The organism is Alteromonas sp. R7, from assembly GCF_055755235.1.
This window is the reverse complement of the sequence record NZ_JBVTQX010000004.1, coordinates 341,162-364,953: the sequence shown is the minus strand read 5'-3', so window position 1 is coordinate 364,953 and position 23,792 is coordinate 341,162. Positions and strand designations below refer to the sequence as shown.

Here is a 23,792-nt window from a genome sequence, read left to right as displayed (position 1 = left end):
CTTTGGTTCAATTGAACATTTTAAACGTTCAGCGTGCTTATGCGGATTGGTATTATGCATTCGCGATACGATGCACAGCACTGGGCCTTTGGATGTAAAGAAGGCGTGCACCTAGCATAACAGCTGCGGCACTCAATCCTACAATGAAGCCAATCCAAAACCCTGCTGCGGCCATTGGTTCTGCCGTTATCCAGTTTGTTCTACCTAAAATAACGCCTGTAGGTAGACCTATTAACCAGTAGGACACAAAGGTAATAACAAACATCGCTGTTGTGTCTTTATAGCCGCGTAATGCATTAGCCGAAATCACCTGAACCGCATCAGACAATTGGAATAACGCCGCATAAATCAATAGCGCATTTGCCAAGGTATATACGGCTTCGTCGCTGGTGTACAGGCCAATGATGAATCCCTTTGCTACCAGAGTGAAGCTAGCCGTACACGCAGCGGTGAAAAAACCGATCAGAATAGCGGTTCGAGCTGCAATTTTTGCCTGTCGTGGGTTATTTTGCCCTATGCGATAGCCAATGCGAATTGCTGCTGCCATACCAATACTCATAGGAAACATGAACATCAGGGCCGAGAAGTTCAGTGCGACTTGGTGGGCCGCTACCGTTGTGGCACCAAAAGGGGCTAATAACAATGCAACCAGTGAAAACAGCGTCACTTCGAACAGGATAGTCATAGCAATGGGCAAGCCCATTTTGAAGGTACGATTTATGGTTACCATGTTAGGTTTATACAACTGTCCAAACAAATTGTACTTTTGCAGGGCAGGGGCAAAACGAACATAGATAACGGTCGCTATAAGCATAGTATAAATCACAATGGCTGTTGCAATACCACAACCCGCACCGCCCATAGCTGGTAATGGGCCTACACCATAGATAAACAGGTAGTTTCCTACAATGTTCGCCATCAGCCCGATAACCGTAATAATCATAGTGGGTTTGGTTTTACCCAAGCCTTCACAATAGTTTCTAAGCCATTGGTAAAGTGCAAATCCAGGCATAGCGAACAGCACATAAAGTACGTAGTCTACGGTAATGCTAAATAGCTCGGGCGCCATAGGGAACAGCGCGACTATGCTTTCAGTAAATGGAATTAAGCCTGCTACCGCTAATCCCACAAAGAAAACCAGATAACCAGCTTGCTGACTTGCGTCGGCAATACCACTTAAATTTTTGTTTCCCTGCAACCGTGAAATGATTGGGGGAAGTGCCAGCGCTATACCCTGTATAAAGCAAAGCAGTGGCACAGTGATGCTAAATCCAAGTGCTACCGCAGCCATGTCGGTTGCACTGTAACGCCCAGCCATAATAGTATCGCTAACGCCCATTAGCATTTGAGTAATCTGCGCAACCAACAATGGCCATGCTAGTTTTAAAATGTCTCTTCCTTCTAAAAGAAAGCGTTTTTTATTCACGGTAATGTGTCTCTATATGGGTCGCCTAGGGCGATAAAAATGCAGAAAATAAAAACGAGCTCAAAAGCCTTAACGAAGTAGCGTTTCAACAACGAACTTGTTAAAAATGTAGCGGTATAACCGGAACCGTATCGCCAACTTTTAACTCACTTATATCTTCATGTACTACCATTAGGCAGTTAGCAGAAGTGATTGAAGTCATAACGCCAGAGCTTTGTGACTTAAATGGTGTGACTTCCCATTCACCTTGATTATTTCTTACCATGGTTGCACGCTGAAAGTCTCGGCGACCTGCACGTCGCTTAAGAGGTGTCGTAATGCTAGCGTTAACAAAGAACGGCTCGTGCGGTTGTACTTGTCCTTGCATTTTTTTGATAACAGGCACAACCAATAATTTTGCGGTAACAAATGAAGACACAGGATTGCCCGGCAAACCGCAAAACAACGTGTTGTTTATTTTACCCAGAGCAAAGGGTTTACCCGGTTTAACTGCGACTTTCCAAAAGTCGATAGTGCCCAATTCAGCGATGATATCTTTTACATAGTCGGCATCGCCCACAGATACACCACCGCTACTTACCATTACATCTACACGCTCGCTCGCCTCAATGAAGAGTTTACGCAAAGAAGCTTCGTCGTCTTCTACAATGCCGAAATCAACAAGCTCTACGTTTTCATTGCTTAAAATGCTGCTTACACCAACGCGATTAGACTCGAAAATTTGTGTCGATTTACAGGGTTCGCCAGGTGCAGCAAGTTCAGAACCAGTCGCGACTACACCAACGCGAAGTTTTCTGAATACTGCCACCTTACTGTTTCCTTGGGAGGACAGCAGCATAAGGTGTTCGGCGTGAAGGCGCGTGCCCTTGCTTATTAGTGTATCGCCACTGGCGATATCATTGGCCTTTTTACGTATATTCTCTTGCGCCGATGGAATTTTATTGATCAAAACCGCGCCATCATGACTTTCGGTATTCTCTACCATTACAACGGCGTTAGCATTGGCAGGCACCGGGGCCCCCGTCATTATTTTAAATGCTTTGCCTTTTTCAAGCGGCTCATCAGCACTCATGCCAGCTGTAATTACACCCTGTACTTCGAGTTTACCACTGTGTTTAAGATCTTCTGCATTTACGGCATAGCCATCCATTGCTGAATTATCCCATGGCGGGACATCAACGTGGGCAGTTACATCTTGGGCCAAGATGCGGTTGTTGGCGTCAAAAATGCTCACTTGCTCAACGTCGTTTATCGCTTTTGCAGCGTCTAATGCTTTAGTGAGGGCTTCTTCTAGTGAAAGCCATTTAGATGACATACCAACAACTCCATGAAATGATTTAACACGCGGATATTACAGAAAAAGCGGCCTTATACCAAAGGTTAAAGCGTGAAATAAAAGAAAGTATGCGTAAACGACGCAATTGAAGTTTCATCAACGGCTATGTCAGATGAATTAAGAAGCGAACGTTAATATCTCTTCAAAGTCGTCGAAAACCCAGTTAGGTTTATATTTTGCGATGTTCTCACCATAGTTATACCCGTAGGTAAGCCCTATACTTTTTATGTTCGCGGCTTTTGCGGCAACAATGTCATTTTTAGAATCTCCAACCATTACACACTGTGAGGGCGAAACACCAAGCTTTTCACAGGCGTGCAGAAGGGGAAGGGAAGAAGGCTTTTTTTCCGGTAAACTATCACCGCCAATGGTAAGCGAAAACAACGAGAATATTGAGAACGATGAAAGGATAGGCTCAATAAATTCCGAAGGTTTATTAGTGATTAATGCTAGCGTGAACCCTTGTTCTTTTAGCGCGTGAAGTGTTGAGAACACGCCGTCGTACAGCACTGTACTTTTAGTATCTAGCGTTCGGTAATAGAAAAGAAATTTTTCTAAAGCGGCATCAATCTCGTTTGATGTGTAATGGTGTCTGATCTTTGCGTTGCCGCTCAATCCGCGTTCCACCAGAACACGAGCACCATTTCCAACCCAGTGTCTAATTGTCTGCTCGTTATAAGTTGGTAATTGGTAGTCGTTTAATGTTTGGTTTAACGCTGTTGCCAAATCAGGAACAGAGTCTACCAAGGTTCCGTCTAAATCGAAAAAAAAGGTATTAATTTCTTGCATTACAAACTTTTGATTTGCTAACTCGTGTGACAAGCATAACACCGCAGTATCCTTACCGCGGTAGATTTATTGGTCGACTGGCGTTATAAGCTCAAAGATTCATTCAAAATCTTGGTTGCTGATCCAAAGCACTTGATAAGGCTTCATTTGTAAGAAACCACTAGAAAGGGCTATCTCGTCACGGGTGATGAGATCAATCCAATTATCTGTGCCAATAAGATTTATGTCAGACAGCAAAATTGTTTGTTCTTCGTCTGAAATATTACTAATACAGAAAATACTTTGCTTTCTATCGAGACTTTGTCGCCAGTAGCCAAATAATTGATTACCAAGCTGCAATGTAAACTGCGTTGCATTGGGGTGAAATGCGGGCTGCGCTTTACGTATGCGTATAAGCTGCGAGATTCGAGTGAGTACTTTATGGTGCTGTGAAAAGGGCGAGTCTAACAGAGCCTCTAATTCGTTAAAGTCCCAACGTTTTCTGTTGATTGAACGATTTTGTCCTGTATTAGCGACCTTTTCGTAATCGTTGGATGTGCCGAGTAAGCTGTGAATGTAAATTCCTGGTATACCTTCCATACCTAACATTATGGCGTGAGCACAAATAAATCGGTCTACTTGATATTTATCAGGGCCCTTGGTGGTTCCTTGCAGCGCGTCGAACAGGGTGATGTTTATCTCGTAAGGCTTTTGCTGACCGTGATCAGAAGCGCGCCACGACACCTTGCCGCCAAAGTGCTGCATTGTATGCACAAGCTCTGAAATTTCTTCATCTGACAGTAGGCCTTCCGCCGGACGCAAGCCAATACCATCGTGCGAAGCGATAAAGTTAAAGTAGGCTGTGCCGTTTTGCGCCGGTGGCATACTCATCATCCAGCTTTTCAAATACGTACAATCACCCGTTACTAATGTATTTACAAGTAACGGCGGAAGCGAAAAGTTGTAGATAGCATGGGCTTCGTTAGCATTACCAAAGTACGTTAGGTTTTCCCTGTTGGGAATATTGGTTTCGGTAATGATTATGATGGAAGGATCCACATGTTCAATCAGCGTTCGGATCAAACGTATGACTTCGTGGGTTTGGAATAGATTAATGCAGTTTGTACCTACAATTTTCCAAAGAAATGCCACTGCGTCTAAGCGAAAGATTTTAGCGCCTTTATCAATATACAGCTTGATGATATCGATAAACGCTAACAACACCTTGGGGTTTCTAAAGTCAAAGTCAACTTGGTCGTGACTAAACGTGCACCATACATGCTTTGTACCGTTGGCGGTTTCCGTTTCTCGCAGCAAGGGCGACACACGAGGGCGAGTTACCATGGAGAGGTCATCAGATGGGTCTGCTGTGAAGAAAAAGTCAGATCCTGGTCCTTCACCCTTCACAAAGTTATCAAACCACACGCTTCTTGCAGAGCAGTGATTGATAACTAAGTCGGTCATCAAGCCATAATCCTCAGCAATGACTTCAATATCGTCCCATGAACCCAGTGCTTCATTCACCGTAGAGTAGTCGATAACCGAAAAACCATCGTCTGAGCTGTACGGAAAGAAGGGCAGGATGTGAACGTTATTAACGGTGTTCTTGCAGTAGCGGTGCAAAAACTTATTTAACGTAACCAGCGGGCGCTCCCCTTCGTCAATGACACTATCACCGTAGGTAATCATGATAATGTCATCTTCATCCCAATAATTGTGATGAGACTGAGGTGAAGCAATATCCGTTTGCTGCTGAATGCCTATAGTGTTCATTAACTCAGTCGCTAGCGTCTCATACGAGACGTCCAGCGATACATCGGCATAAATGCTTTCTAAATGGTGTTTTACTTTGTCATGGAGATGGTCCCATGCCATATTACTTACTCCATATATTCTGCAGTATCGGCTTCAACCGCTTCTAATAGTCGTTCTAAAATATCGGGTACCGCGCTGGTCACGCGGTTCCAGCTTGGTATAAACGGCGTTTCCATAGGGTTTTCTAAAAAGTTTTGCCCCGCTTTCATAATGTTACTGGCAAACATTTCTACTGCTTTCTCTTCGCTGTGAATGTCTAAGTTCAAGCCATTCATTACCGCGTCATTGTGGTAGGTTTCTATAAAGTCTAGCGCAATACGGAAATAGGTGGCTTTAATTGAACGGAACATTTCGTTGCTAAACGTATAGCCTTGCGTGGCAAGTTTTCTGAAAATGGCTTTGGTAATGTCGATAGACATTTTAGACAAACCACCTTGGTCGTTATTAAGCGATAAATCCTGATGTTTATGGTCGTAAATATCACATATATCTGCCTGACACAGGCGGTTGTGCGAATAGTTGCGGTGCATTTCAGAAAGCACACCAATTTCTAAGCCCCAGTCACTTGGAATGCGAATATCGTTTAGTACGTCGCGTCTAAACGAAAACTCACCCGCTAATGGATAGCGGAAGCTGTCCATAAACTCCAAGTATTCGTTGTCTCCCATAATGCGTTTTAATGCACGAAGTAATGGCGTAACGAGAAGTCGTGAAACACGGCCATTAATTTTGCCGTTAGCCACACGCGCATAGTAACCCTTACAAAACTCGTAGTTAAACATTGGGTTGGCTACAGGGTAGATAAGCTTGGCGAGCAAATCTTTGTTATAGGTAACAATATCGCAATCGTGTAGTGCAACAGATTCAGCGCGATTCGATGCTAGTACGTAGCCCATGCAGTACCAAACATTTCGGCCTTTACCTAACTCCTTTGGCGCCAAGCCTTGAGCCTGAAGCTCTTCATCAAGTGCTTTAAGGCGAGGACCGTCGTTCCATAGCACTCTGTGATGCTGAGGAAGTTTGCCGAAGAATTTTAGTGCGTGTTTGTACTGCTCTTCATTGGCTCGGTCCAGACCGATGACAATTTCTGATAAGTAGGGCACGTCTGTTAATTCGTTGACGATATGTGGAAGTGCGTCGCCTTCTAATTCAGAAAAGAGCGACGGTAAAATAAGTGCCATAGGGCGCTTCTGTGAAAACTGTAGAAGCTCTGCTTCAAGCTCTTCGGTAGGACGACGAGCTAAGTTATGTAACGTAGTAACCACACCATTTTGATAAAAATCAGCCATGTGTCCTCCTGATCATAGGGATAGCAATTGAGTAAGCATTTCGTTCCAGCCTTCAGGGCCGGTTAGGGTGCTGGTATAGACCTCTTCTTTTTTTACTGCTGGTGGAGGATTTACCGGGGATAAAATGCGAATGGGGACGTGCGCCGCTTCAAGCATTGCAACGTCGTTCTTACCATCGCCAAGGGCAATAGTGTTAACTTTGGTGGTATGTTGCTTTTGATATTCATTGGCCAGCCACTTGAGAGCCTGGCCTTTATCGCAATTACCTGAAATATGAATGAAGCGGCCGCCTTCTAGAGGGAAAGCACCGCGATCTTTTACTACCTTTAAAAAGCGTTGTTTTTCTTCGTCAGTGCCAAGCCACAAAACCGGCTCGCCAAACTGGCGTTTGGCAGCAAGTGACGCTGACCTTTCGTCAAGCCCAGTACATTCCTGAATTTCTTGAATCGACATTTTTGAGAATTGTTTATACTTGCCGTCAAATTCGCTACCTATTTTTTCAAGTAGCTTAATCCAGTAATTTTTGTTTGAGATAAACGCCTTACACCAGTAGCCATCTATCCAAACCGTACCGCTGGGTTTTTGTTTGAAAAAGCCATGAGGGATGAAAATAGCGGCGCCATTTTCAATAATAAAAGGCCCATCTAAACCAATACTCTCGCGCAGCGGTTGTAATTCAGCAAAGGTTTTGCTGGTAGTGGGAATAACGGGAATGTCCTTTTTTTCTAATGCCGTTAAAGCCGGTTTCGCCGCCTCGAAAGAGTAGGTATGGTGGTCTAACAGCGTGCCGTCCATATCGGTGAAAACAAGCGTTTTCGTCATCGTTTTACGTCCTGTTTAGTTATCGTTCTTGTTTCATCTAGATAAAACACGGTGTCGCACTTTTCAGGCAAGTGACTTAATGCGTGTTCAGTGATGCGTTGGTAGTGTTGCACAAAGTTTGCCACTTCTTCATCAGACATCACTCCATCGCTATCTTTTAACGCTTTTTGGGCGAGTTTATGTTCTTGTTCTAACCGCCATTGATACACACAGTCGAAACTCGGTGCTTTCAGCATAATGCGGTAGTCTATTTTGTCGAACAACGTCTGATAATCGCCTGCTAGTTCAGTGTTTACAAAAGAGCGCCAAATGCCCAATGGGTCCTCTACTTCTTCAAGGTGGTTTACTGGCCGTTTAAGTTCGCTAGATGTTTGCGCAATAGCGCCCACACACCATCCTTCAAGTATGATGAAATCGGGTGAAGATTCGATTACAGGCCACTGTTCTTTGGGGAACGGGTTATCTGTAGCTTTGTTAAAGCGGGGCAGCGATGTACGCGTGCCTTTTTCTAAACTGCGAAACGTATTTAACGCTAGAGGAATGTCATGAGTACCCGGTACACCACGAGTTGCTAGAAGCGGGTGAACTTTTATTGCTAGCGCATTTCGCTGCGACTGGTCGTAGTAAAAATCGTCAATTGAGAGTGATACCACTTTTTTGTTGTGGACCGAGGTAAGGAAGGACTCGATAAAACTGGTCAGAGTTGATTTACCTGAACCCTGACTGCCATTTATGCCCACGATAAATGGTTGTGTTGCACCGTCTTGGTGCTTAAGCAGTTGCTCACATAATGGGGTGAACCATTTTTGTGCAGTTTCTGCATAGGTACTTGGCAATTGATGCGTCGTTAGAAAGCCATGTATATCCATGTTGTCACCTTAATCAATGCAGAATTCGCACGTTCTTCTTGATTAAGATAACAACATTTGTGCCAATAGGGTAACAGAGGCGTGGTCTTACGACTTACTTCTTGTTAGCGACAATAACGGCCCTTTGTGGTGCAGGGTAACCTTCGATAGTGCGAGTAATATCTTCCGGATCGAGAAAATCTTTCAAAGATTGCGTTTCCATCCAAGGCGTTGCGCGCTGCTCATCTAGGGTTGTGTGGTTGATATCTACAACGCGAATATTTTCAAAGCCTAAGCGGCCTAACCAAACAGATAGGGCTGCAGTGCTCGGTAAGAACCACACATTTCGCATTTGTGCATAGCGTTCACCCGCCATCAATACTGTGTTTTCATCACCATCCACAACAAGGGTTTCAAGAACCAGTTCGCCACCTTTTCTTAGCTGGTCTTTAAGTTGCTGCAGAAACGCCATTGGGTCTTTACGGTGGTAAAGTACACCCATAGAAAACACAGTGTCGAAAGCTCTCAATGGCTGCATGTCTTCAATGCCCATCGGTAGAAAATGGATATTCTCGGAAGGCGCACTACTTTTACTAATAAATTGTTTAATGGCGTGAAACTGAATAAGAAACAGTTGGGTAGGATCTATACCTATTACGTTATTGGCACCTTCACCCAGCATGCGCCACATGTGATAACCACTACCACAACCTACGTCTAAAACGTTTCGGTCTTCCAGCGAACTAATATGAGGTGCTACGCGATCCCATTTCCAGTCCGAACGCCACTCTGTATCAATATGAATTCCATGAAGATTAAATGGCCCTTTTCTCCAGGGCATAAACTGCTTTAGTAATCCTTCAATTTGTTTTTGGACATATTCATCTACGTCATTTTCGGTGCCAATGGAAACGCTTGAGGCTAAATCAACACAACTCGGCGACGTAGTCGGCAGCTTCGAAAGTAAACGGCACCATTTATCAAACTCACCGTGTTTAGCAGTTCGCTGCCAGGTTTCCATTTGTGCCGGCAGCGTTTGAAGCCAATGTGATAGCGGGCTGTCTATTAACGATTTGTAGCAATCGGTAAACCAAGTTTGTTCTAATTTGCTCATACTGTTCTTAATATGTGTTGGCGTTGCGGAAAGACGGACGTAGCGAGATTTGTTTAGCCTTTAATGGCAACCATAGACGTGAAGTTATAACATTTGTACCACATCACAACATCGGTAAACCCGACTTTTCTCAAGCGAGTATCATGCTCGTTAAATGTATCGGTTAGCATAACTTTTTCTAACGCGGCGCGCTTTTGGCTCACTTCTAGTTCACTATAACCGTTGTCGCGCTTAAATTGATGATGTAAATCTACCAGCAGTTCATTGCCAGTAAGGGTAGGGTGGCGTATTTTTTCTGATAGCACCAACATACCGCCGGGGTTAAGCCCGTCGTAAATGCGCTTTAATAACGCTTCGCGGTCAGCGGGTGGGATAAATTGCAAAGTGAAATTCATCACAACCAAAGAGGCATTCTTAATTTCTATACTTTGTGCAAACCCATGCTGAATAACAATTGGGTTTGGCAGTGTGAAGGTCTGTACAACGCGTTTGCAGCGTTCTACCATTGCTTCTGAAGCATCCACACCAATAATTTCACATGTATCGTTAGGTACAGCTCTTGCCACAGATAAACTTGCAGCACCTAAGCTACAGCCAAGATCATAAACGACGGTATTGGGCGTAACGGCAATTTTAGCCAATTCGCCTATGGTGTGAACAATGGTTTCGTATCCAGGCACTGAGCGCTGAATCATATCGGGAAACACATCAACGACAGACTCGTCAAATTTAAAGTCATCTACTTTATTGAGTGCCTTTGCGTATATATTGTCGTGTTTCTTCACAGTGGGTCTTCAATTAACTAATTTGGGGCGCAATTTTACCGTTTGATACGTAAATGCCAATGGAAAACACCAAATTTGTTATATTTTGCGTGATTTTTCTGGTTTAGGGCTTTTCGTTAATGATCTAAAGTATTAATCTATACTCATAATACAATAAGGAAGCAGTAACGCTAATGACAAGAATTCTAGTAGCAGACGATCACCCATTGTTTCGCGAAGCTTTGAGCGGCGCGTTGGAACCTTACTTTGAAAACGCACAGATAATTCAAGCAGGAAGCTTGGATGATGCGATGGCGAAGCTAAACGAATTCGACGGTGTTGAGCTGATCCTTCTTGACCTTAATATGCCTGGCGGTGAATATTTTAACGGCCTTATCACGCTGCGTGAACAATATCCGAATATCCCTATTGGTGTTGTTTCGGGCAGCGATACTGTTGAGGTTGTCGCTCAAGTAATGAGCCTAGGTGCTCAGGGCTTTATCCCCAAAGTGTCGCAAACACGAGAAATTGCTCAGGCTATTGTAGACATTATTGGTGGCAAAAAGTGGCTTCCAGAAGGTATGGAAGAAGAACTAGAGAAAGTTGACGATGAGCTAAAAGTTCTACTTCAGCGCTTCCGTGAACTTACACCTAAACAGATTCAAGTGCTTTCTTACTTACGCGCAGGCTTAATGAACAAGCAAATCGCTCACGAGATGAACGTTACGGAAGCAACCATTAAAGCACACATTAGTGCCATTCTTCGCAAGCTAGAGATCAACACGCGTACGCAAGCCGTATTGTTGATGGATAAACTCCAACTTAGCTAAACTAAGTATTTATCTAGCGCTAATAAAAAACCGGATTAATCATCCGGTTTTTTTGGCTGTAAAATAATTTCACCACTTTCCGTGACGATCCCAAGACCTTTATCAGGGACATGGTCAAACTTCTTTTGACGCTTTATTAGAAGCGTAGTTGTTGTGTCATCCTTTAAGTCATTGTTAGACGTTTCCGTGTCAATCAGCTTGGTCAAGTATATAGCCCAGTATTCAACGTGAGGCGTTGAGTAATCTTTGTAAAAGGCAATACCTATTTGATCTTGTTCTTGATAAAAAGGTAACTCTGCTAACAAGTGTTGACGGTGTGAAGTCGATGTTTTAAGTGCGTACCACACGTCATCAGCTGTTATATAACCACCAGCAAGGGCCTCCACTTGATTGCTCATCGCATCGCCATAATATTCTGGTAACGTTAAACCAGCATTGCGAATGCGAGTGTTCGGACTGCCGCCCAAAAAGTGAGACACCAAGCCTCTCTCAGCCATGTCTTTGGCTTTTGTTTCAGCCAGCATAACAAGCGTAGGATTACATTTTAGTACCGAACGTTGTTGACCTTTGTCGTTAGCAATTAATAAAGAGAGTTCTCTCGCTTGTTCGGTATTTCCGCAGGTTGTTTGGTCGGCCAAGCAAAGGCTAGAAAATACGTAGGTGAGTGATGTTAATAGAATGAATCGTTGACGAAAAAGGCCGCGAGAGCGGCCCTTTTGTTTGGGTATGAAATTAAGCAGCTTTGCCACCTCGTTTCTTAGCAGTGGTGTTGGAATTAACCTTCGCTACTAATTCTTCGTGGTCGAAATCATCGACGTTGATAGTGCGAAGTCTCCCAGCTTCAGTCTTACGAAGTAGATTCGCTTCTTCTTCGTTAATAATTCCTTCTGCTAGCGCTTCGTCAGCAAGCACATCTAAACGGGTAAACGGTAGTTTAGCTTTTTTGTGCTTACAAATACGTTCGAAGATAGGCTCACTTGCTAGTACATCATCAAGAGTTTGCTCAAGATCGCCAAACAAGCTTCCTTCCTCACGGGTGAGGTACTGACCATAACCTAAACGGCTACGTGCAGTTGAAGGCGTTTGAAGCATTTGTGCAATAGCATGTTCTGTCTTGTCTGAAGGCTTACCAATACGTCGGCCAAACGGAATCACCATAACGCGAAGCGCTGCAGCGATTGCGCGGTTAGGGAAGTTAGCCAAGAAGTCATCAATTGCTGTCTCGATATCGTGCAATGTAGTTTGCATTGCCCAATGTAAAAGCGGTAAATCTTCTTTTAGACGACCTTCTTCGTCGAAGCGTTTAAGCGTTGTACTACCCATGTAAAGGCCACTTAGGATGTCACCTAAACGCGCTGATAAACGCTCGCGACGCTTAAGATCACCACCAAGCACACCCATAGAGACATCGGTTAGTAGTGCTAAGTTTGCACTGTAGCCTTGAAGTAGCTTGTAGTAACGCGCCGTTTCGTCAGTGAACGGTGCGCTGCTGAATGCGCCATTGGTTAACGAGAACCAAATACTGCGAACAGTATTAGCTACCGCAAAGCCAATATGACCGAATACCGCTTTATCAAACGCTTTCAACGCTTCTTTCTTGTCTTCGATAGACGCAGCTTCTATTTCCTTAAGCACGTAAGGGTGACAACGCATTGCACCTTGACCAAAGATCATCATGTTACGGGTTAGAATGTTTGCGCCTTCAACCGTAATTGATACTGGTACACCTTGATAGCCGCGACCAAGGTAATTGTTTGGCCCAAGCATAACGCCTTTACCGCCGTGAACATCCATCGAATCATTAATGATTTGACGCATCTTCTCGGTTAAGTGGTACTTACAGATAGCCGAGATAACAGAAGGTTTCTCACCAAGGTCTACACCCACCGTTGAGAAGCGTGTTACGCCATCCATCAAATATGCATTACCACCAATGCGCGCAAGCATTTCTTCAACACCTTCCATATGACCTACAGGCATACGGAACTGGCGACGAATACGTGCATATGCACCCGTTGCAAGAGATACTGATTTAGCACCACCAGCAGCAGATGAAGGAAGGGTAATACAGCGACCTACCGACAAACATTCAACCAGCATGCGCCAGCCGCGACCTGCCATTTTCGGACCACCAATGATGTAATCGATTGGAACGAAAATATCTTCACCCTTAATAGGGCCATTTTGGAATGGCGTATTGAGTGGGAAGTGACGGCGACCAATCTCTAAACCTTTAGTGTCGCGAGGAATAAGGGCACATGTTATGCCCGGCTCTTTGTTATCACCTAGAAGACCTTCAGGATCTTGAAGTTTAAAGGCAAGACCAATAACCGTAGCAACAGGCGCAAGGGTGATGTAGCGTTTGTTAAACGTTAGGCGCATACCCAACACTTCTTCGCCATTCCACTCGCCTTTACATACAACGCCAACATCAGGGATCGCACCTGCATCAGAGCCAGCTTCTGGGCCGGTTAATGCAAAACAAGGGATTTCTTCACCGGCAGCAAGACGGGGAAGATAATGATCTTGTTGCTCTTTTGTACCATAGTGCTGAAGTAATTCGCCCGGGCCCAATGAGTTTGGTACACCGACTGTGCTTGATAGCACCGCGCTTACGCCTGCAAGTTTTTGAAGAACGCGAGACTGGGCATATGCCGAAAACTCTAAACCGCCATACTCTTTCTTGATGATCATAGCGAAGAATTTGTGTTCCTTAAGGAACTGCCAAATTTCAGGTGAAAGATCAGCATCTTTATGGTTTATTTGCCATTCATCGACCATTGAGCACACTTTGTCACAAGGACCGTCTAAGAATGCTTGCTCTTCAGCAGTGAGTCGACCTTTCGGAATGCGGTGTAATTTATCCCAGTCTGGCTTGCCGCTGAAAATATCACCGTCCCACCATACCGTACCTGCGTCGATAGCTTCTTGCTCAGTGCTCGACATTTCAGGCATAACTTTGCGGTAGAAGGCTAGCAGCTTCTTAGAGATGTGCTGCTGTCTGATATTTGCAAGCGTGAACGGCAGTGTTAAAGCAAGGAACACTACCCAACCAAGCAGGCCGATGTCACCGAAAAGGGTGCCTAAAATCATAACACCTGCGCCCATGGCAACCGCTGTTACCAAGCTGGTTCGCTGATAACTAGCTACCGCTAGTGTCAGAACGACCAGTAAAAACCATATAAAATCTGCCATACTTCACTCCTGAAAGGCGTTAAACGTTACGCTAGTCTTATCTGGAGCATAGTGAGTTGCTTTATGAAAAGCAGTCACAGATCGAGGTCAGACCAGCATGCTGTAAACCTATTATTTAATAGGGCAAAGATCAAGATTTTTACATGAATATTCTATTAACAACGACATAAATAATAGGGTAGTGCGTTATCCGCTCTATAAGTATAGTCGTTGCTTATAAATACTGATTTAGAATGTGAATTGTTTTGCGAAACGAGAAGAGGTTACGTGAGGATAAGACAGCAACAGTGTAAATAAAAAAGCACGTCTGAATGCTAGTTCATAACGTGCTTTATTCAACAATTGTGAAAAAGTTGTTGAGACAAAAAACGGTTTATCTTTACGCGTTACTGCGTCTCAAACGATTTCAGTTTGATATCGCCCTGTTCATCGCCTTCTTTGAACTGTTGCAGACGAACTAACGTGTAGTTAAGTGATGGCGCAAACCAAGCAAACGTCTCACGCTTATTTGAGTCGCGAATAAGCTTAACTTTTACAGTTTCAATTTTACCGAAAGGTAAAGACAATACCTCTTCATCCACCACTTGAACGCCGTAGTGACGAAGTTCGCCACGATAATTTACGAAGTGGTATTCTAAAGATGTCTTACCTTCCGCTAACTGCTTTGCAAGGTCAATACGATAAATTTGATTATCAAATTCACCGTTCCAATCAAACGTTTCGCCATTCTCGACTGCAATTTTGCCTTGTCCCTGATGACTAAACGTTACCTTAAGCTCTTTATCAGGTCCTGTGCCAGAACGATTATAGTAGTACTCAGAGGGTACGACGGTATTATCATTAACAGTAAAAATAGAATGTTCACTGCGTTTGTCAGACAAGAAAAACTTAGACACTTTTGACGTGTAAATTAGAGAATACTGTTGGTCACCTAATTTCGAGAGCTCAATATTCGCTTCGCCTACGTCGTCACCCCATTTGTAAGCGGTATAGGTTGCCTTGTAGGGCTGAAGCGGTAGCTCTGCACTATCCGTATTTTCTGTACTAGGGTTTGCTTGCGCGGCTACTGAAAGCGATGCTGCTAACAGTGCGCCTAAAGCAAAAGGCTTAGTCGCTTGCATAACCAGATTCTGGTAATTCTTGCTCATCTAAAACTGCCTTATTGTTTCGCATCGATAATCGGCCTGCACTAAACCAAGATAGTACAAGCGGATAGATACGACGTTCTTGTTCTTGAACACGCTCGGCCAGGTCGCTTGCTGTGTCGTCTTCAAACACAGGTACGCGGCTTTGAATGATAACAGGGCCGCCGTCGAGCTCCGGTGTAACAAAGTGCACGCTAACGCCGTGCTCCTTGTCTCCATTGTCGATAGCTCGCTGATGCGTATTCAAACCTTTGTACTTCGGCAACAAAGATGGATGAATGTTCACTAATTTTCCAGCAAAGCTGTCGACGAACTCCGGTGTTAAGATACGCATAAAGCCCGCAAGAACAACACAGTCTGCGCCAAAAGCCTCAATTTGTGCTTTGAGCGCCCCGTCATAAGACTCACGTGAATCGAAGCCTGTATGATCTAAGCAAACCGCATTGATCCCGGCTTCTTTAGCGCGTTCCAGACCATAAGCAGTAGGGCGATTACTGATCACGCCGCTGATTTCTGCATTCAGACGGCCTGCTTTTATTTCATCGATAATGGCTTGTAAATTGCTGCCATTACCTGAAATAAGTACGCATAGTTTGGTTACACTGTTACTCACGCGTTGATCTCTACTTGCTCTTCGCCATCTTTTGCTGCGATATCACCAATAACCCAAGCATTTTCACCGTGTTGTTTAAGAATGTTCAGCGCAGCATCGGTATCGCTTTCGTCAACAACGATTACAAGGCCAACACCACAGTTAAACGTGCGGTACATTTCGTGGCGAGTCACGTTACCGTTTTCTTGTAACCAAGAGAAGATTGCAGGCCATTCCCAAGTGCTTTCGTCAATAACCACTTTCGCATCTTCAGGTAATACGCGAGGGATGTTCTCCCAAAAACCACCGCCCGTGATGTGAGAAATAGCGCTTACTTGCACTTCTTCAAGCAATGCCAATACTGATTTAACATAGATGCGAGTAGGCTCAAGAAGTTGGTCGATGATAGGCTTGCCGTTTAGGTCAGCGTTTACATCTGCACCACTAACTTCAATGATCTTCCTAACTAATGAGTAACCGTTTGAGTGAGGGCCCGATGAACCAAGTGCAATTAGTTTTTGACCTGGTTTAACGTTAGTGCCGTCAATAACCTTATCAGCTTCAACCACGCCTACGCAGAAGCCTGCAATATCGTAGTCGCCATCGTGATACATTCCAGGCATTTCGGCTGTTTCACCACCAATTAATGCACAACCTGCTTGCTCACAGCCGGCGCCAATGCCGGTAACAACCGACGCGGCTACATCAACGTCAAGCTTGCCAGTTGCGTAGTAATCTAGAAAGAATAGGGGCTCAGCACCTTGAACAATAAGGTCGTTTACGCACATTGCTACTAAGTCGATACCAACACCGTCATGACGGTTAGCATCCATAGCAACTCTTAGTTTTGTACCCACGCCGTCAGTACCTGAAACAAGTAGCGGCTTTTTATATTTAGTAGGCAGTTCACAAAGTGCACCAAAACCACCCAGGTTACCTTTCACTTCTGGTCTATGGGTTTTCTTGGTAACAGATTTAATGCGTTCAACAAGTTGATTACCTGCATCGATATCTACGCCTGCATCTTTGTAACTTAAAGAGGTTTTATTTTCGCTCACGGTTGGGCCCTGAAACTAAGAGGTAGAAAACCGCGGATTCTACCAGCAAGTCGTCACAAGTCCAATTTGTGAAGGCTATTTTATGCGCTTTTTGATCTTTTTTATTTTAGGGGTGAAATTAAACCCAATATAAATGACAATAGAAGGCTATCTTTTGGTGAACATCTTGCTTGATAAAATGTCTCGCTCTAAAAAATAGAGTGAATTGCGCGCAGGTTAGTCCAAGTTTACCGTATATAGGTAAACGAGATTAACTGACGATTCGATAGGTAAGGAATTGATTTTAAGAGAGTATGGAGTGTCAATGTTAACGGCAGTAAAGCGTAACACCAATGGAACTAATTTAACGAGAGTTAGCTTGAAAGGCATTCTGGGCATTTCATTTCTTGCTGCGCTGAATTACGCCCCCTTTATAAATGCGGCTCAACGCGTTGTGGTCAACGAAGCGCAGATTCAAGTTGAAGATCAAACTCAGCGCACCCAACAAAACGCGCTTAAAAAAGCATTAAGGCAGGTTTTTGTGAAGATGTCGGGCAGCACAAGCGTGCTCGATAATGCCGGTGTTAGAGCAGCGTTATCGTCGCCTCAATCGCTGCTTCGTTCCTATCGATTTGCTTTTGACAAAGGTAGAACGTATTACGTTGCGGAGTTCGATCAAGCAAAACTCAATGAACTTCTTCAGCGTGAAATGCTACCGCTCTGGGGTGATAGACGCCCTGAAACGATAGTGTGGCTTGCGCAGGAAGACGAAAACGAAACTCGCGTCATCTTAGATGAATCTCTCAATACAGAATTACAACATACGCTCAAACAAACAGCGAAAGAACGAGGCGTACCATTAAGCTTGCCTTTAATGGACCTTACCGACAATGTAAATATTTCTACTTATGATGTGTGGGGACGATTTGTTGAGCCTTTGCGCAAAGCATCTACACGCTATAGCGTCGACAACATTATTGGTGCCAGAGTTTATCGTAACGACGCGAGTGCAATTCCTGATTTGCCGGAAAATGTTGTGCCTTCTGGCACAGTAGAATCTCTTGATAGCGTGCTAGATGAAGAAGCACAGTTTAGAGCACAAGCTGATGAACAAAGTTTCGATGAGCGAAATCCGCGTGTAGATAATACGGACGCACAGCGCACTTTTTCAGATAACGTTGAGTCTGGTGCGATGAATAACGGTGTTGATGCTCAGTTGAACGACGGTTATGACGCTACAAACCAAAACTTAAATAATGCTGACGGAACCTCGGCGAAGGAGCTGGCGCAGGAAGAGAGCACAACGATGCCGTTCACCATGAACGAGTTTGCCAACTATGCGAAGCGTGCCGATGAAGGTGACTATGCACTAGACTGGGTGTTCGTTGGTGGCGGTAAGGTTAGCTATGGCAGCATATACGGTGATTCGCCCGAAGCTCTTGGCAATCAGTTAATCGATGCCTACTCAAATTACTTATCGTCGCTTTATGCCATCGTAGGAATCGAAGCGTCTGAGCGAGAAGTTATCAAGGTATCGATTGCCAATATTGGCTCGGTAAAAAGTTACGCCAGCGCTACTGACTATTTAAATAGTTTAAGTGTGATTGAAAACGCTACACTAGTAGAGCAATCTGGTTCTGTTGCCACGTACTCACTTACATTAATTGGAACGGTGGACGATTTACTTAACAGTATTAAACTAGAAAGCAAATTACGCCCCGTAACCGATTCGTACGGACAAACCGTGAAAGGACACAGTTTCTATTGGAGCAATTAATTTAGCATGCAGCTGCCTTTGCCTGTCACGCTACCTGTTGACGAAAACTTCGATAGTTTTGTCAATACGGGTAACGAAGAAGTAGTTTCAGTCCTTGAGCAGATTGCAGATGCGCTGCCACACTGGCGCGAGGCTCCTGAATTGGGGCCTTTAGCATCGCTTCAGCTGCCTTTGCTTACTTTACTAGGCAGTACCGCTATCGGTAAAAGTCACTTATTGTTTGCCACTTGTCATCAACTAGCCGAAAAATCGGTTAGTCACCTTTATTTAAATCTTAATAATTACGAAGCGTGGTCGCTCGATATTTTCGAAGGCCTAGAGAATCTTTCGTTAATCGCATTAGACAACATTCACGCGATAGCGGGCGATTTACGTTGGGAAGAAGCGTTGTTCGATTTGTTAAACCGAGTGATTGAGACTAAACAAACCATGGTACTTTGTTCTAGTCACCTAGGCCCATCTAACCCGGCTTTTGTTTTACCTGACTTGCGTTCTCGCTTGGCGTGGGGGGTTATTTATCACGTAAACCAACTGGATGACAATGGTCGTGAAGAAGCCGTGCGCTTACGTGCAGCGGAACGTGGGTTAAAGCTATCAAACCAAGCACTACAGTTTCTTTTGCACCATAGTGAACGAGACCTAAAAAGCCTCATGTCACTATTAGCTCGTTTAGACACACGCTCACTCCAAGAACAAAAACGCTTATCGGTGGGCATGGTTAAGCGGGAGCTTAACCTAAGATAGTCTAAGCGCGAGCTTAACTTAAGTTAGCCAAAGCGCGAGCTTAACCTAAGTTAGCCAAAGCGCGAGCTTAACCTAAAATAAACAAATCGCTGCTCTGTTGCCGTTTATTGTTCTTTTCTTAAACTATGAGCGCTTGATGTGGTGCTAAATTCTTCTGCTACCGTCATTAGAGTTCCATCGGAAGTAACCGAATTGTTTCCGTCGAGCTGTAGCATTAACTTATCGCTCGCAGTCTGTACGTTTGGATTTGTACTAGACGCAGAGTCTCGCCAAGTAATATCGTTCGGAAGCAGATAAGGGCTTGGAAGTGACGCTTGAATAGCAGGTACATCGAGTTCGGGTAAAATTCTACTTAATACGTAATCTACGCGCATAGTAACGTTATCATCATTAACACGGTTTCTCTGAGCCCAAGTGGGAATGAAACTGCCGTCTTCCAGTGTCTCTCTTGTAAATACGCCTACATCCGCTTCTGCCTCAAGCCGGTAAAGCATCATGAAGCGCTCGAATAACATGGCGAGATCTTCTCGTTCCGTAAAGTAAGAATAGAAAGCAACCGCACCATCATCCTCAAACCAATTTGCCACTTGTAGCGCGGTATAATTTCGCTGCGCGCTTGAAGCGGTTGCGCCGCCGTATCGAACTTCGGCCAAAGCATGGAGTTGTGACGACGTAAGAGGCAATGAAGTTGTTAGCCCCGTAGAAATGGGAGAGCTGTCATCATAAGACGACAGTGGGCTCGCGCTATTGCTGAGTTGTTGCCATTCGGTGTAGTCGAAAAAGTCATTGGCGTGAGCTAGCTCGTGGTATAGCAAATAGCTTAATGCTGCTTCTACATCGCTCACGTCACGTGGAAGTCTATCTGCTACGTTCGCTGTGCTGATATTAGGAAAATAATAGGCCCCGTTTTTCACGTAGCGCCATGACGTCGTAAAATCGAGCTCACTACCAAAACCACTTCTATAATCTGGGCGAGTATTTAGCGTGTCTCGCTCTTGCGGTGTGCGCCAAAAGTTGTTGGCATCTAAGTAAATGGCACCAGTGGCAACCCAATAAAATGACGGGCGGATATCGTAAGAAATCACAATCGCGTTAGTTGCGCGTAGTAACTTAAGCATGTCATCACGGGTTGCTGAAGTTTCTAAATACGTTCTAAATGCATCGCCCATCCACGGATGCGAGACGTATGTTCTATCTAAAATATCATCGATAGTGGGGCTTTCGGTGACTTGGCCAATCAGTGGTAGCTGAGAGAACGTACAGCTGTTTGAAACCTGATTGTTATAAACACAATCAATAAGTGCCGACGCGTAAGGGCTGTCGGCTCTATAGGGCTGCATATGCGCGCTTACCGTTTCGGGAATACTTGTCTCGTCATCTACAAAAAAGCCGCTATTGTTAATGTCGATGTTTTTCACTAGAACTTGCGCGCTATCGGTTAACACCTCGCCATTTGAGAGTGTAACGGTACTTTCTATTTCAATGATTGTGTCGTTGCTGACTCGAGGCGCTTGAAAATATATCGAATGAGAATAATCGCCTTCATCAAAGTTGAAGTTATTGACGATTGGTCCAGACGTTTGTTGCCACGTGATATTTGAGATTGTTAACCCTTGCGAGTTAACGGTGTCAACGCGAAGAGAAACTCTGCCGCCTTCGGATGCCTCATGACCCAATCGTAATGCGGCTAGCGGCGCGGTACTTTCGTTCGTTTGTAACGTTATGGTGTCTGTAAGCGTTGTGCCATTTTCTAAGCTAACGTTTACGGCGATATCGAAGCTACCTGAAGAGGTAACATCAAAGCCGATAGCCTGCGTGTGAGCACTGAGAGGCTGCTGTGATACGCCTGAGACTTGCCAATCGATATCTACAATAGCGTGGCCAGTAGGCGAGGCGACAGCAAAGTCGACCGCATCGCCTACAACGGCGTTTGTAGGGCCTGAAATGCTAATGGTTGGAGGAATGGAAGGAGTGCTTGGGGCTGAACTATCGCCTGAACCAGAGCCTCCACATGCTGCAAGTAACGATAACGATGCGATTACTAATGTAAGTTCAGGCAAATGGCGTGTCATATTAACCCCTTGGCAGCATGTGTTTTCGCTGTGTATTACATGATCATTGTTGACCTTGCTCAAAGCGTGCTTTTTCTTCTTGCATCTCTTCTTTAAGCTTTTTAAGGCCCAAACCCAATTCACGACCACGTTTTCTAGCAAACGCACTACAGCCGACAAACATACCCGTGCATAGAATAATCTCTACCACTGCATACCAACGTTCATCAGGTACAGCGTATGCCACAGTGCATCCGTGAATGAGGTAAAACAAAACGACAAAATTGGCCCATGCGTGAGTATATGGCTTGCCTTTTAATATACCCCAGTAAGGTAACAATAAAGGTAAAATATAAAACAAGGCAATAAACAAAGGAGAGTAAGTATGCTCTTTAGTAAAAGTAAATTGCCACAGTGTTATCCATACGATTAACCCGGTGTGGCTTATAAGTGCGAGATAGCGATAAAAACGCGTATCTGGTGCCATGGTAATGTCTCCGAAACAATTTGTTTTTTAATGTTCTTTATAAGGTCTACGTTTTATGCGCCAAATAACGTAACTGTTAGGCGTTGTCAGCTAGCTTTTTAGCGAACATTGCAAGTCGCTTACCCTGAGCAATGGATAGCGCTTTTTCATCTGCACTCAATTGCTCTGGTGCACTTAAACTGTGATGAGCGACGTGTGTTACACCGTAAGGGGTGCCACCCATTGTGGTGTTGTGTAGCGCAGGCTCACTGTAAGGTAAACCGCAAATCACCATGCCGTGATGGATAAGCGGAACCATCATGGAAAGTAATGTGGATTCCTGGCCGCCGTGCATGGAAGAAGAAGATGTAAACACGCACGCAGGCTTATCAATCAACGCGCCTTTTAACCATTGACTGCTTGTAGAATCCAAAAAATGTTTTACTGGCGCTGCCATATTGCCGAAACGCGTAGGACTACCTAACGCCAGGGCACTGCACTGTTCGAGTTCCTGAAGGGAAACCTCGGGTACAGCACTAGATGCCGCGTCATTAGCTGCATCGCTGATACTCTTGACTGTACGTACTATCACAGGAACATCTAATGACGATACTCCTTGGGCGATGGCATCAGCTAATCGCTTTGTGCTGCCGTTGCGGCTGTAATAAAGTACGAGAACAGGTTGCACTATACAATTTCCAAGACAGATTCTGGCGGACGACCAATTCTGGCTTTCTCGCCATTTATAACAATGGGACGCTCTATCAACTTAGGCGTGTGAGCCATAGCTTCAAAAAGCGCATTATCAGACAGTGCGCTATCACCTAAGTTAGCATCTTTATATTCTGCTTCTTTAGTACGCATCATATCTCTAACCGATCCAAGGTTAAGTTTTTTAAATATCTCTTTCAGTTCTTTTGCGTCAAGAGGGTGCTTTAGGTACTCAACAATAACAGGCGCTACACCTTGCTCTTCAAGTAGTGCTAGGGTTTGTCTGCTCTTTGAACAGCGAGGATTGTGAATAATGGTAATGTCTGTCATAAATACTCTTGTTCATGATTATATGAATTGGCGCGAACTATTGCGTTTTTGCCATAGAATATCAAGCAGTTTACCGATAACGGGTAATAAATTCGTACTATTCTTTGTTTACAGCATCGTTTCTGGAAAACGGTGCTTAAAAAGCGTGGTTGAATTTATGTTAGTGCGCGAAGTAAGAATCTGGCACTATGAAAAAATAGTCAAAGTTAGAAGGTTATATGTTGTTGTCACAGCCAAAAAGCAATGCAGGAAAAATAAAGCCTATACTCTTTCTAGTGCTGTTAGCGCTTGTTGCGTTTGCCGGTGCATATACGTATCAGCGTCTTCAACATGACTTTGAAACATTAGATGGAACTGCTTACCTTTGGCAAGATCTTGAGGGGAAGTGGGTTGTGGTAAATTACTTTGCGCCATGGTGTGCACCATGTCTACGAGAAATGCCTGAGCTCGTCACATTTAATCAGTCGCTACCTGACGATACCCGTCTTTTTGCTATTAACTACGACCTTAAAACGAAGCCTGAACTCAAAGCCATGGCTGAGAAGTTTGATATTGATTTGCCTGTTATTATAAGTTCACCAGACACTAAACTGCCCATGCAAAAACCCCCTTATTTACCAGCAACGTTTATTCTTGGACCTGATGGGAAAATAAAGGATACGATAATGGGAGAAATTACGGCAGCGCATCTGCGTCAGCGCCTAGCTGAATTGAAAGGCGCTGACGAATAGC

Annotated in this window: 22 protein-coding genes; 4 read left to right on the top strand and 18 right to left on the bottom strand. The window is 44.4% G+C overall.

The features are described from left to right. Positions 1-52: 52 nt before the first annotated feature. The 9 genes from AC0J2X_RS09250 to cmoA all read right to left on the bottom strand — a co-directional run bounded on the left by AC0J2X_RS09250 (position 53) and on the right by cmoA (position 10,203). Positions 53-1,426, bottom strand: a complete 1,374-nt coding sequence (locus tag AC0J2X_RS09250) for an MATE family efflux transporter (protein WP_069944420.1) — start codon at positions 1,424-1,426, stop codon at positions 53-55. A gap of 100 nt (positions 1,427-1,526) precedes the next feature. After that, a complete protein-coding gene (gene moeA / locus AC0J2X_RS09245; RefSeq protein WP_283615449.1) occupies positions 1,527-2,741 on the bottom strand; it encodes a molybdopterin molybdotransferase MoeA in 1,215 nt (404 codons plus the stop codon). Positions 2,742-2,879: 138 nt separating this feature from the next. Beyond that, a complete protein-coding gene (locus tag AC0J2X_RS09240; RefSeq protein WP_170826507.1) occupies positions 2,880-3,551 on the bottom strand; it encodes a phosphoglycolate phosphatase in 672 nt (223 codons plus the stop codon). 99 nt (positions 3,552-3,650) lie between these two features. After that, positions 3,651-5,405 carry a sugar phosphorylase gene (locus tag AC0J2X_RS09235; RefSeq protein WP_061095214.1) on the bottom strand — a complete coding sequence of 585 codons (1,755 nt, stop codon included), beginning with the start codon at positions 5,403-5,405 and terminating at the stop codon, positions 3,651-3,653. Between the two features lie 5 nt (positions 5,406-5,410). Then, positions 5,411-6,634, bottom strand: a complete 1,224-nt coding sequence (locus AC0J2X_RS09230; RefSeq protein WP_014949682.1) for a glycosyltransferase family protein — start codon at positions 6,632-6,634, stop codon at positions 5,411-5,413. A gap of 12 nt (positions 6,635-6,646) precedes the next feature. Continuing rightward, positions 6,647-7,456: an HAD-IIB family hydrolase gene (locus AC0J2X_RS09225; RefSeq protein WP_014949681.1), complete on the bottom strand. Its 810-nt coding sequence runs from the start codon at positions 7,454-7,456 to the stop codon at positions 6,647-6,649. Further along, positions 7,453-8,325, bottom strand: a complete 873-nt coding sequence (locus AC0J2X_RS09220; protein WP_014976694.1) for a kinase — start codon at positions 8,323-8,325, stop codon at positions 7,453-7,455. The genes AC0J2X_RS09225 and AC0J2X_RS09220 overlap by 4 nt, the downstream gene beginning before the upstream one ends. Before the next feature lie 94 nt (positions 8,326-8,419). After that, positions 8,420-9,418, bottom strand: a complete 999-nt coding sequence (gene cmoB, locus AC0J2X_RS09215; RefSeq protein WP_278712023.1) for a tRNA 5-methoxyuridine(34)/uridine 5-oxyacetic acid(34) synthase CmoB — start codon at positions 9,416-9,418, stop codon at positions 8,420-8,422. Positions 9,419-9,471: 53 nt separating this feature from the next. Continuing rightward, complete coding sequence (cmoA, locus tag AC0J2X_RS09210) at positions 9,472-10,203, bottom strand: carboxy-S-adenosyl-L-methionine synthase CmoA (RefSeq protein WP_278712024.1); 732 nt, start codon at positions 10,201-10,203, stop codon at positions 9,472-9,474. Between the two features lie 173 nt (positions 10,204-10,376). On the opposite strand from cmoA, the gene AC0J2X_RS09205 reads away from it, so the two are divergent. Continuing rightward, on the top strand, positions 10,377-11,012 hold the full coding sequence (locus tag AC0J2X_RS09205; RefSeq protein WP_014976692.1) for a response regulator transcription factor: 636 nt from the start codon (positions 10,377-10,379) through the stop codon (positions 11,010-11,012). 35 nt (positions 11,013-11,047) lie between these two features. On the opposite strand, the gene AC0J2X_RS09200 is transcribed toward AC0J2X_RS09205, so the two are convergent. The 5 genes from AC0J2X_RS09200 to purM form a co-directional block, all read right to left on the bottom strand. Beyond that, positions 11,048-11,761 (bottom strand): CAP domain-containing protein, encoded by a 714-nt coding sequence (locus AC0J2X_RS09200; protein WP_187446553.1) that lies wholly within the window; start codon positions 11,759-11,761, stop codon positions 11,048-11,050. Continuing rightward, positions 11,745-14,207 (bottom strand): acyl-CoA dehydrogenase FadE, encoded by a 2,463-nt coding sequence (fadE, locus tag AC0J2X_RS09195; RefSeq protein ID WP_014976690.1) that lies wholly within the window; start codon positions 14,205-14,207, stop codon positions 11,745-11,747. The genes AC0J2X_RS09200 and fadE overlap by 17 nt, the downstream gene beginning before the upstream one ends. A gap of 386 nt (positions 14,208-14,593) precedes the next feature. Further along, positions 14,594-15,355, bottom strand: a complete 762-nt coding sequence (locus AC0J2X_RS09190) for a DUF3108 domain-containing protein (RefSeq protein ID WP_231506486.1) — start codon at positions 15,353-15,355, stop codon at positions 14,594-14,596. After that, positions 15,315-15,965 carry a phosphoribosylglycinamide formyltransferase gene (purN, locus tag AC0J2X_RS09185; RefSeq protein WP_014979424.1) on the bottom strand — a complete coding sequence of 217 codons (651 nt, stop codon included), beginning with the start codon at positions 15,963-15,965 and terminating at the stop codon, positions 15,315-15,317. The genes AC0J2X_RS09190 and purN overlap by 41 nt, the downstream gene beginning before the upstream one ends. Then, the gene (purM, locus tag AC0J2X_RS09180; protein WP_014976688.1) at positions 15,962-17,002 is read right to left on the bottom strand and encodes a phosphoribosylformylglycinamidine cyclo-ligase; all 1,041 of its coding nucleotides are present in this window, start codon (positions 17,000-17,002) and stop codon (positions 15,962-15,964) included. The genes purN and purM overlap by 4 nt, the downstream gene beginning before the upstream one ends. Positions 17,003-17,306: 304 nt before the next feature. Here purM and AC0J2X_RS09175 point away from each other — a divergent pair, with 304 nt between their 5' ends. Together AC0J2X_RS09175 and hda are read left to right on the top strand one after the other, a co-directional pair. Beyond that, complete coding sequence (locus AC0J2X_RS09175; RefSeq protein ID WP_278712026.1) at positions 17,307-18,758, top strand: DUF2066 domain-containing protein; 1,452 nt, start codon at positions 17,307-17,309, stop codon at positions 18,756-18,758. A gap of 6 nt (positions 18,759-18,764) precedes the next feature. Continuing rightward, positions 18,765-19,502 (top strand): DnaA regulatory inactivator Hda, encoded by a 738-nt coding sequence (gene hda, locus AC0J2X_RS09170; protein ID WP_014949670.1) that lies wholly within the window; start codon positions 18,765-18,767, stop codon positions 19,500-19,502. Between the two features lie 104 nt (positions 19,503-19,606). On the opposite strand, the gene AC0J2X_RS09165 is transcribed toward hda, so the two are convergent. The 4 genes from AC0J2X_RS09165 to arsC form a co-directional block, all read right to left on the bottom strand. Next, the gene (locus AC0J2X_RS09165; protein ID WP_069944414.1) at positions 19,607-21,574 is read right to left on the bottom strand and encodes a hypothetical protein; all 1,968 of its coding nucleotides are present in this window, start codon (positions 21,572-21,574) and stop codon (positions 19,607-19,609) included. Positions 21,575-21,617: 43 nt separating this feature from the next. Next, positions 21,618-22,040 (bottom strand): DUF2069 domain-containing protein, encoded by a 423-nt coding sequence (locus tag AC0J2X_RS09160; protein ID WP_039220793.1) that lies wholly within the window; start codon positions 22,038-22,040, stop codon positions 21,618-21,620. A gap of 76 nt (positions 22,041-22,116) precedes the next feature. Further along, a complete protein-coding gene (gene wrbA, locus AC0J2X_RS09155; RefSeq protein ID WP_069944413.1) occupies positions 22,117-22,707 on the bottom strand; it encodes an NAD(P)H:quinone oxidoreductase in 591 nt (196 codons plus the stop codon). After that, positions 22,707-23,060, bottom strand: coding sequence for an arsenate reductase (glutaredoxin) (gene arsC / locus AC0J2X_RS09150; protein WP_014949666.1), 354 nt, complete (start codon positions 23,058-23,060; stop codon positions 22,707-22,709). Before arsC ends, wrbA begins: the two co-directional genes overlap by 1 nt. A gap of 218 nt (positions 23,061-23,278) precedes the next feature. Here arsC and AC0J2X_RS09145 point away from each other — a divergent pair, with 218 nt between their 5' ends. Further along, the gene (locus tag AC0J2X_RS09145; protein ID WP_039227634.1) at positions 23,279-23,791 is read left to right on the top strand and encodes a TlpA family protein disulfide reductase; all 513 of its coding nucleotides are present in this window, start codon (positions 23,279-23,281) and stop codon (positions 23,789-23,791) included. Position 23,792: the final 1 nt, after the last annotated feature.

What these genes read in the sequence shown, in the direction of transcription:
- cmoB (WP_278712023.1), bottom strand. Translation starts at nt 9,418, where the DNA reads ATGAGCAAATTAGAACAAACTTGGTTTACCGATTGCTACAAATCGTTA.
- hda (WP_014949670.1), top strand. Translation starts at nt 18,765, where the DNA reads ATGCAGCTGCCTTTGCCTGTCACGCTACCTGTTGACGAAAACTTCGAT.
- AC0J2X_RS09175 (WP_278712026.1), top strand. Translation starts at nt 17,307, where the DNA reads ATGTTAACGGCAGTAAAGCGTAACACCAATGGAACTAATTTAACGAGA.
- AC0J2X_RS09230 (WP_014949682.1), bottom strand. Translation starts at nt 6,634, where the DNA reads ATGGCTGATTTTTATCAAAATGGTGTGGTTACTACGTTACATAACTTA.
- AC0J2X_RS09240 (WP_170826507.1), bottom strand. Translation starts at nt 3,551, where the DNA reads ATGCAAGAAATTAATACCTTTTTTTTCGATTTAGACGGAACCTTGGTA.
- AC0J2X_RS09190 (WP_231506486.1), bottom strand. Translation starts at nt 15,355, where the DNA reads ATGAGCAAGAATTACCAGAATCTGGTTATGCAAGCGACTAAGCCTTTT.
- moeA (WP_283615449.1), bottom strand. Translation starts at nt 2,741, where the DNA reads ATGTCATCTAAATGGCTTTCACTAGAAGAAGCCCTCACTAAAGCATTA.
- arsC (WP_014949666.1), bottom strand. Translation starts at nt 23,060, where the DNA reads ATGACAGACATTACCATTATTCACAATCCTCGCTGTTCAAAGAGCAGA.
- AC0J2X_RS09145 (WP_039227634.1), top strand. Translation starts at nt 23,279, where the DNA reads ATGTTGTTGTCACAGCCAAAAAGCAATGCAGGAAAAATAAAGCCTATA.
- fadE (WP_014976690.1), bottom strand. Translation starts at nt 14,207, where the DNA reads ATGGCAGATTTTATATGGTTTTTACTGGTCGTTCTGACACTAGCGGTA.
- AC0J2X_RS09205 (WP_014976692.1), top strand. Translation starts at nt 10,377, where the DNA reads ATGACAAGAATTCTAGTAGCAGACGATCACCCATTGTTTCGCGAAGCT.
- AC0J2X_RS09220 (WP_014976694.1), bottom strand. Translation starts at nt 8,325, where the DNA reads ATGGATATACATGGCTTTCTAACGACGCATCAATTGCCAAGTACCTAT.
- AC0J2X_RS09225 (WP_014949681.1), bottom strand. Translation starts at nt 7,456, where the DNA reads ATGACGAAAACGCTTGTTTTCACCGATATGGACGGCACGCTGTTAGAC.
- AC0J2X_RS09165 (WP_069944414.1), bottom strand. Translation starts at nt 21,574, where the DNA reads ATGACACGCCATTTGCCTGAACTTACATTAGTAATCGCATCGTTATCG.
- AC0J2X_RS09160 (WP_039220793.1), bottom strand. Translation starts at nt 22,040, where the DNA reads ATGGCACCAGATACGCGTTTTTATCGCTATCTCGCACTTATAAGCCAC.
- AC0J2X_RS09235 (WP_061095214.1), bottom strand. Translation starts at nt 5,405, where the DNA reads ATGGCATGGGACCATCTCCATGACAAAGTAAAACACCATTTAGAAAGC.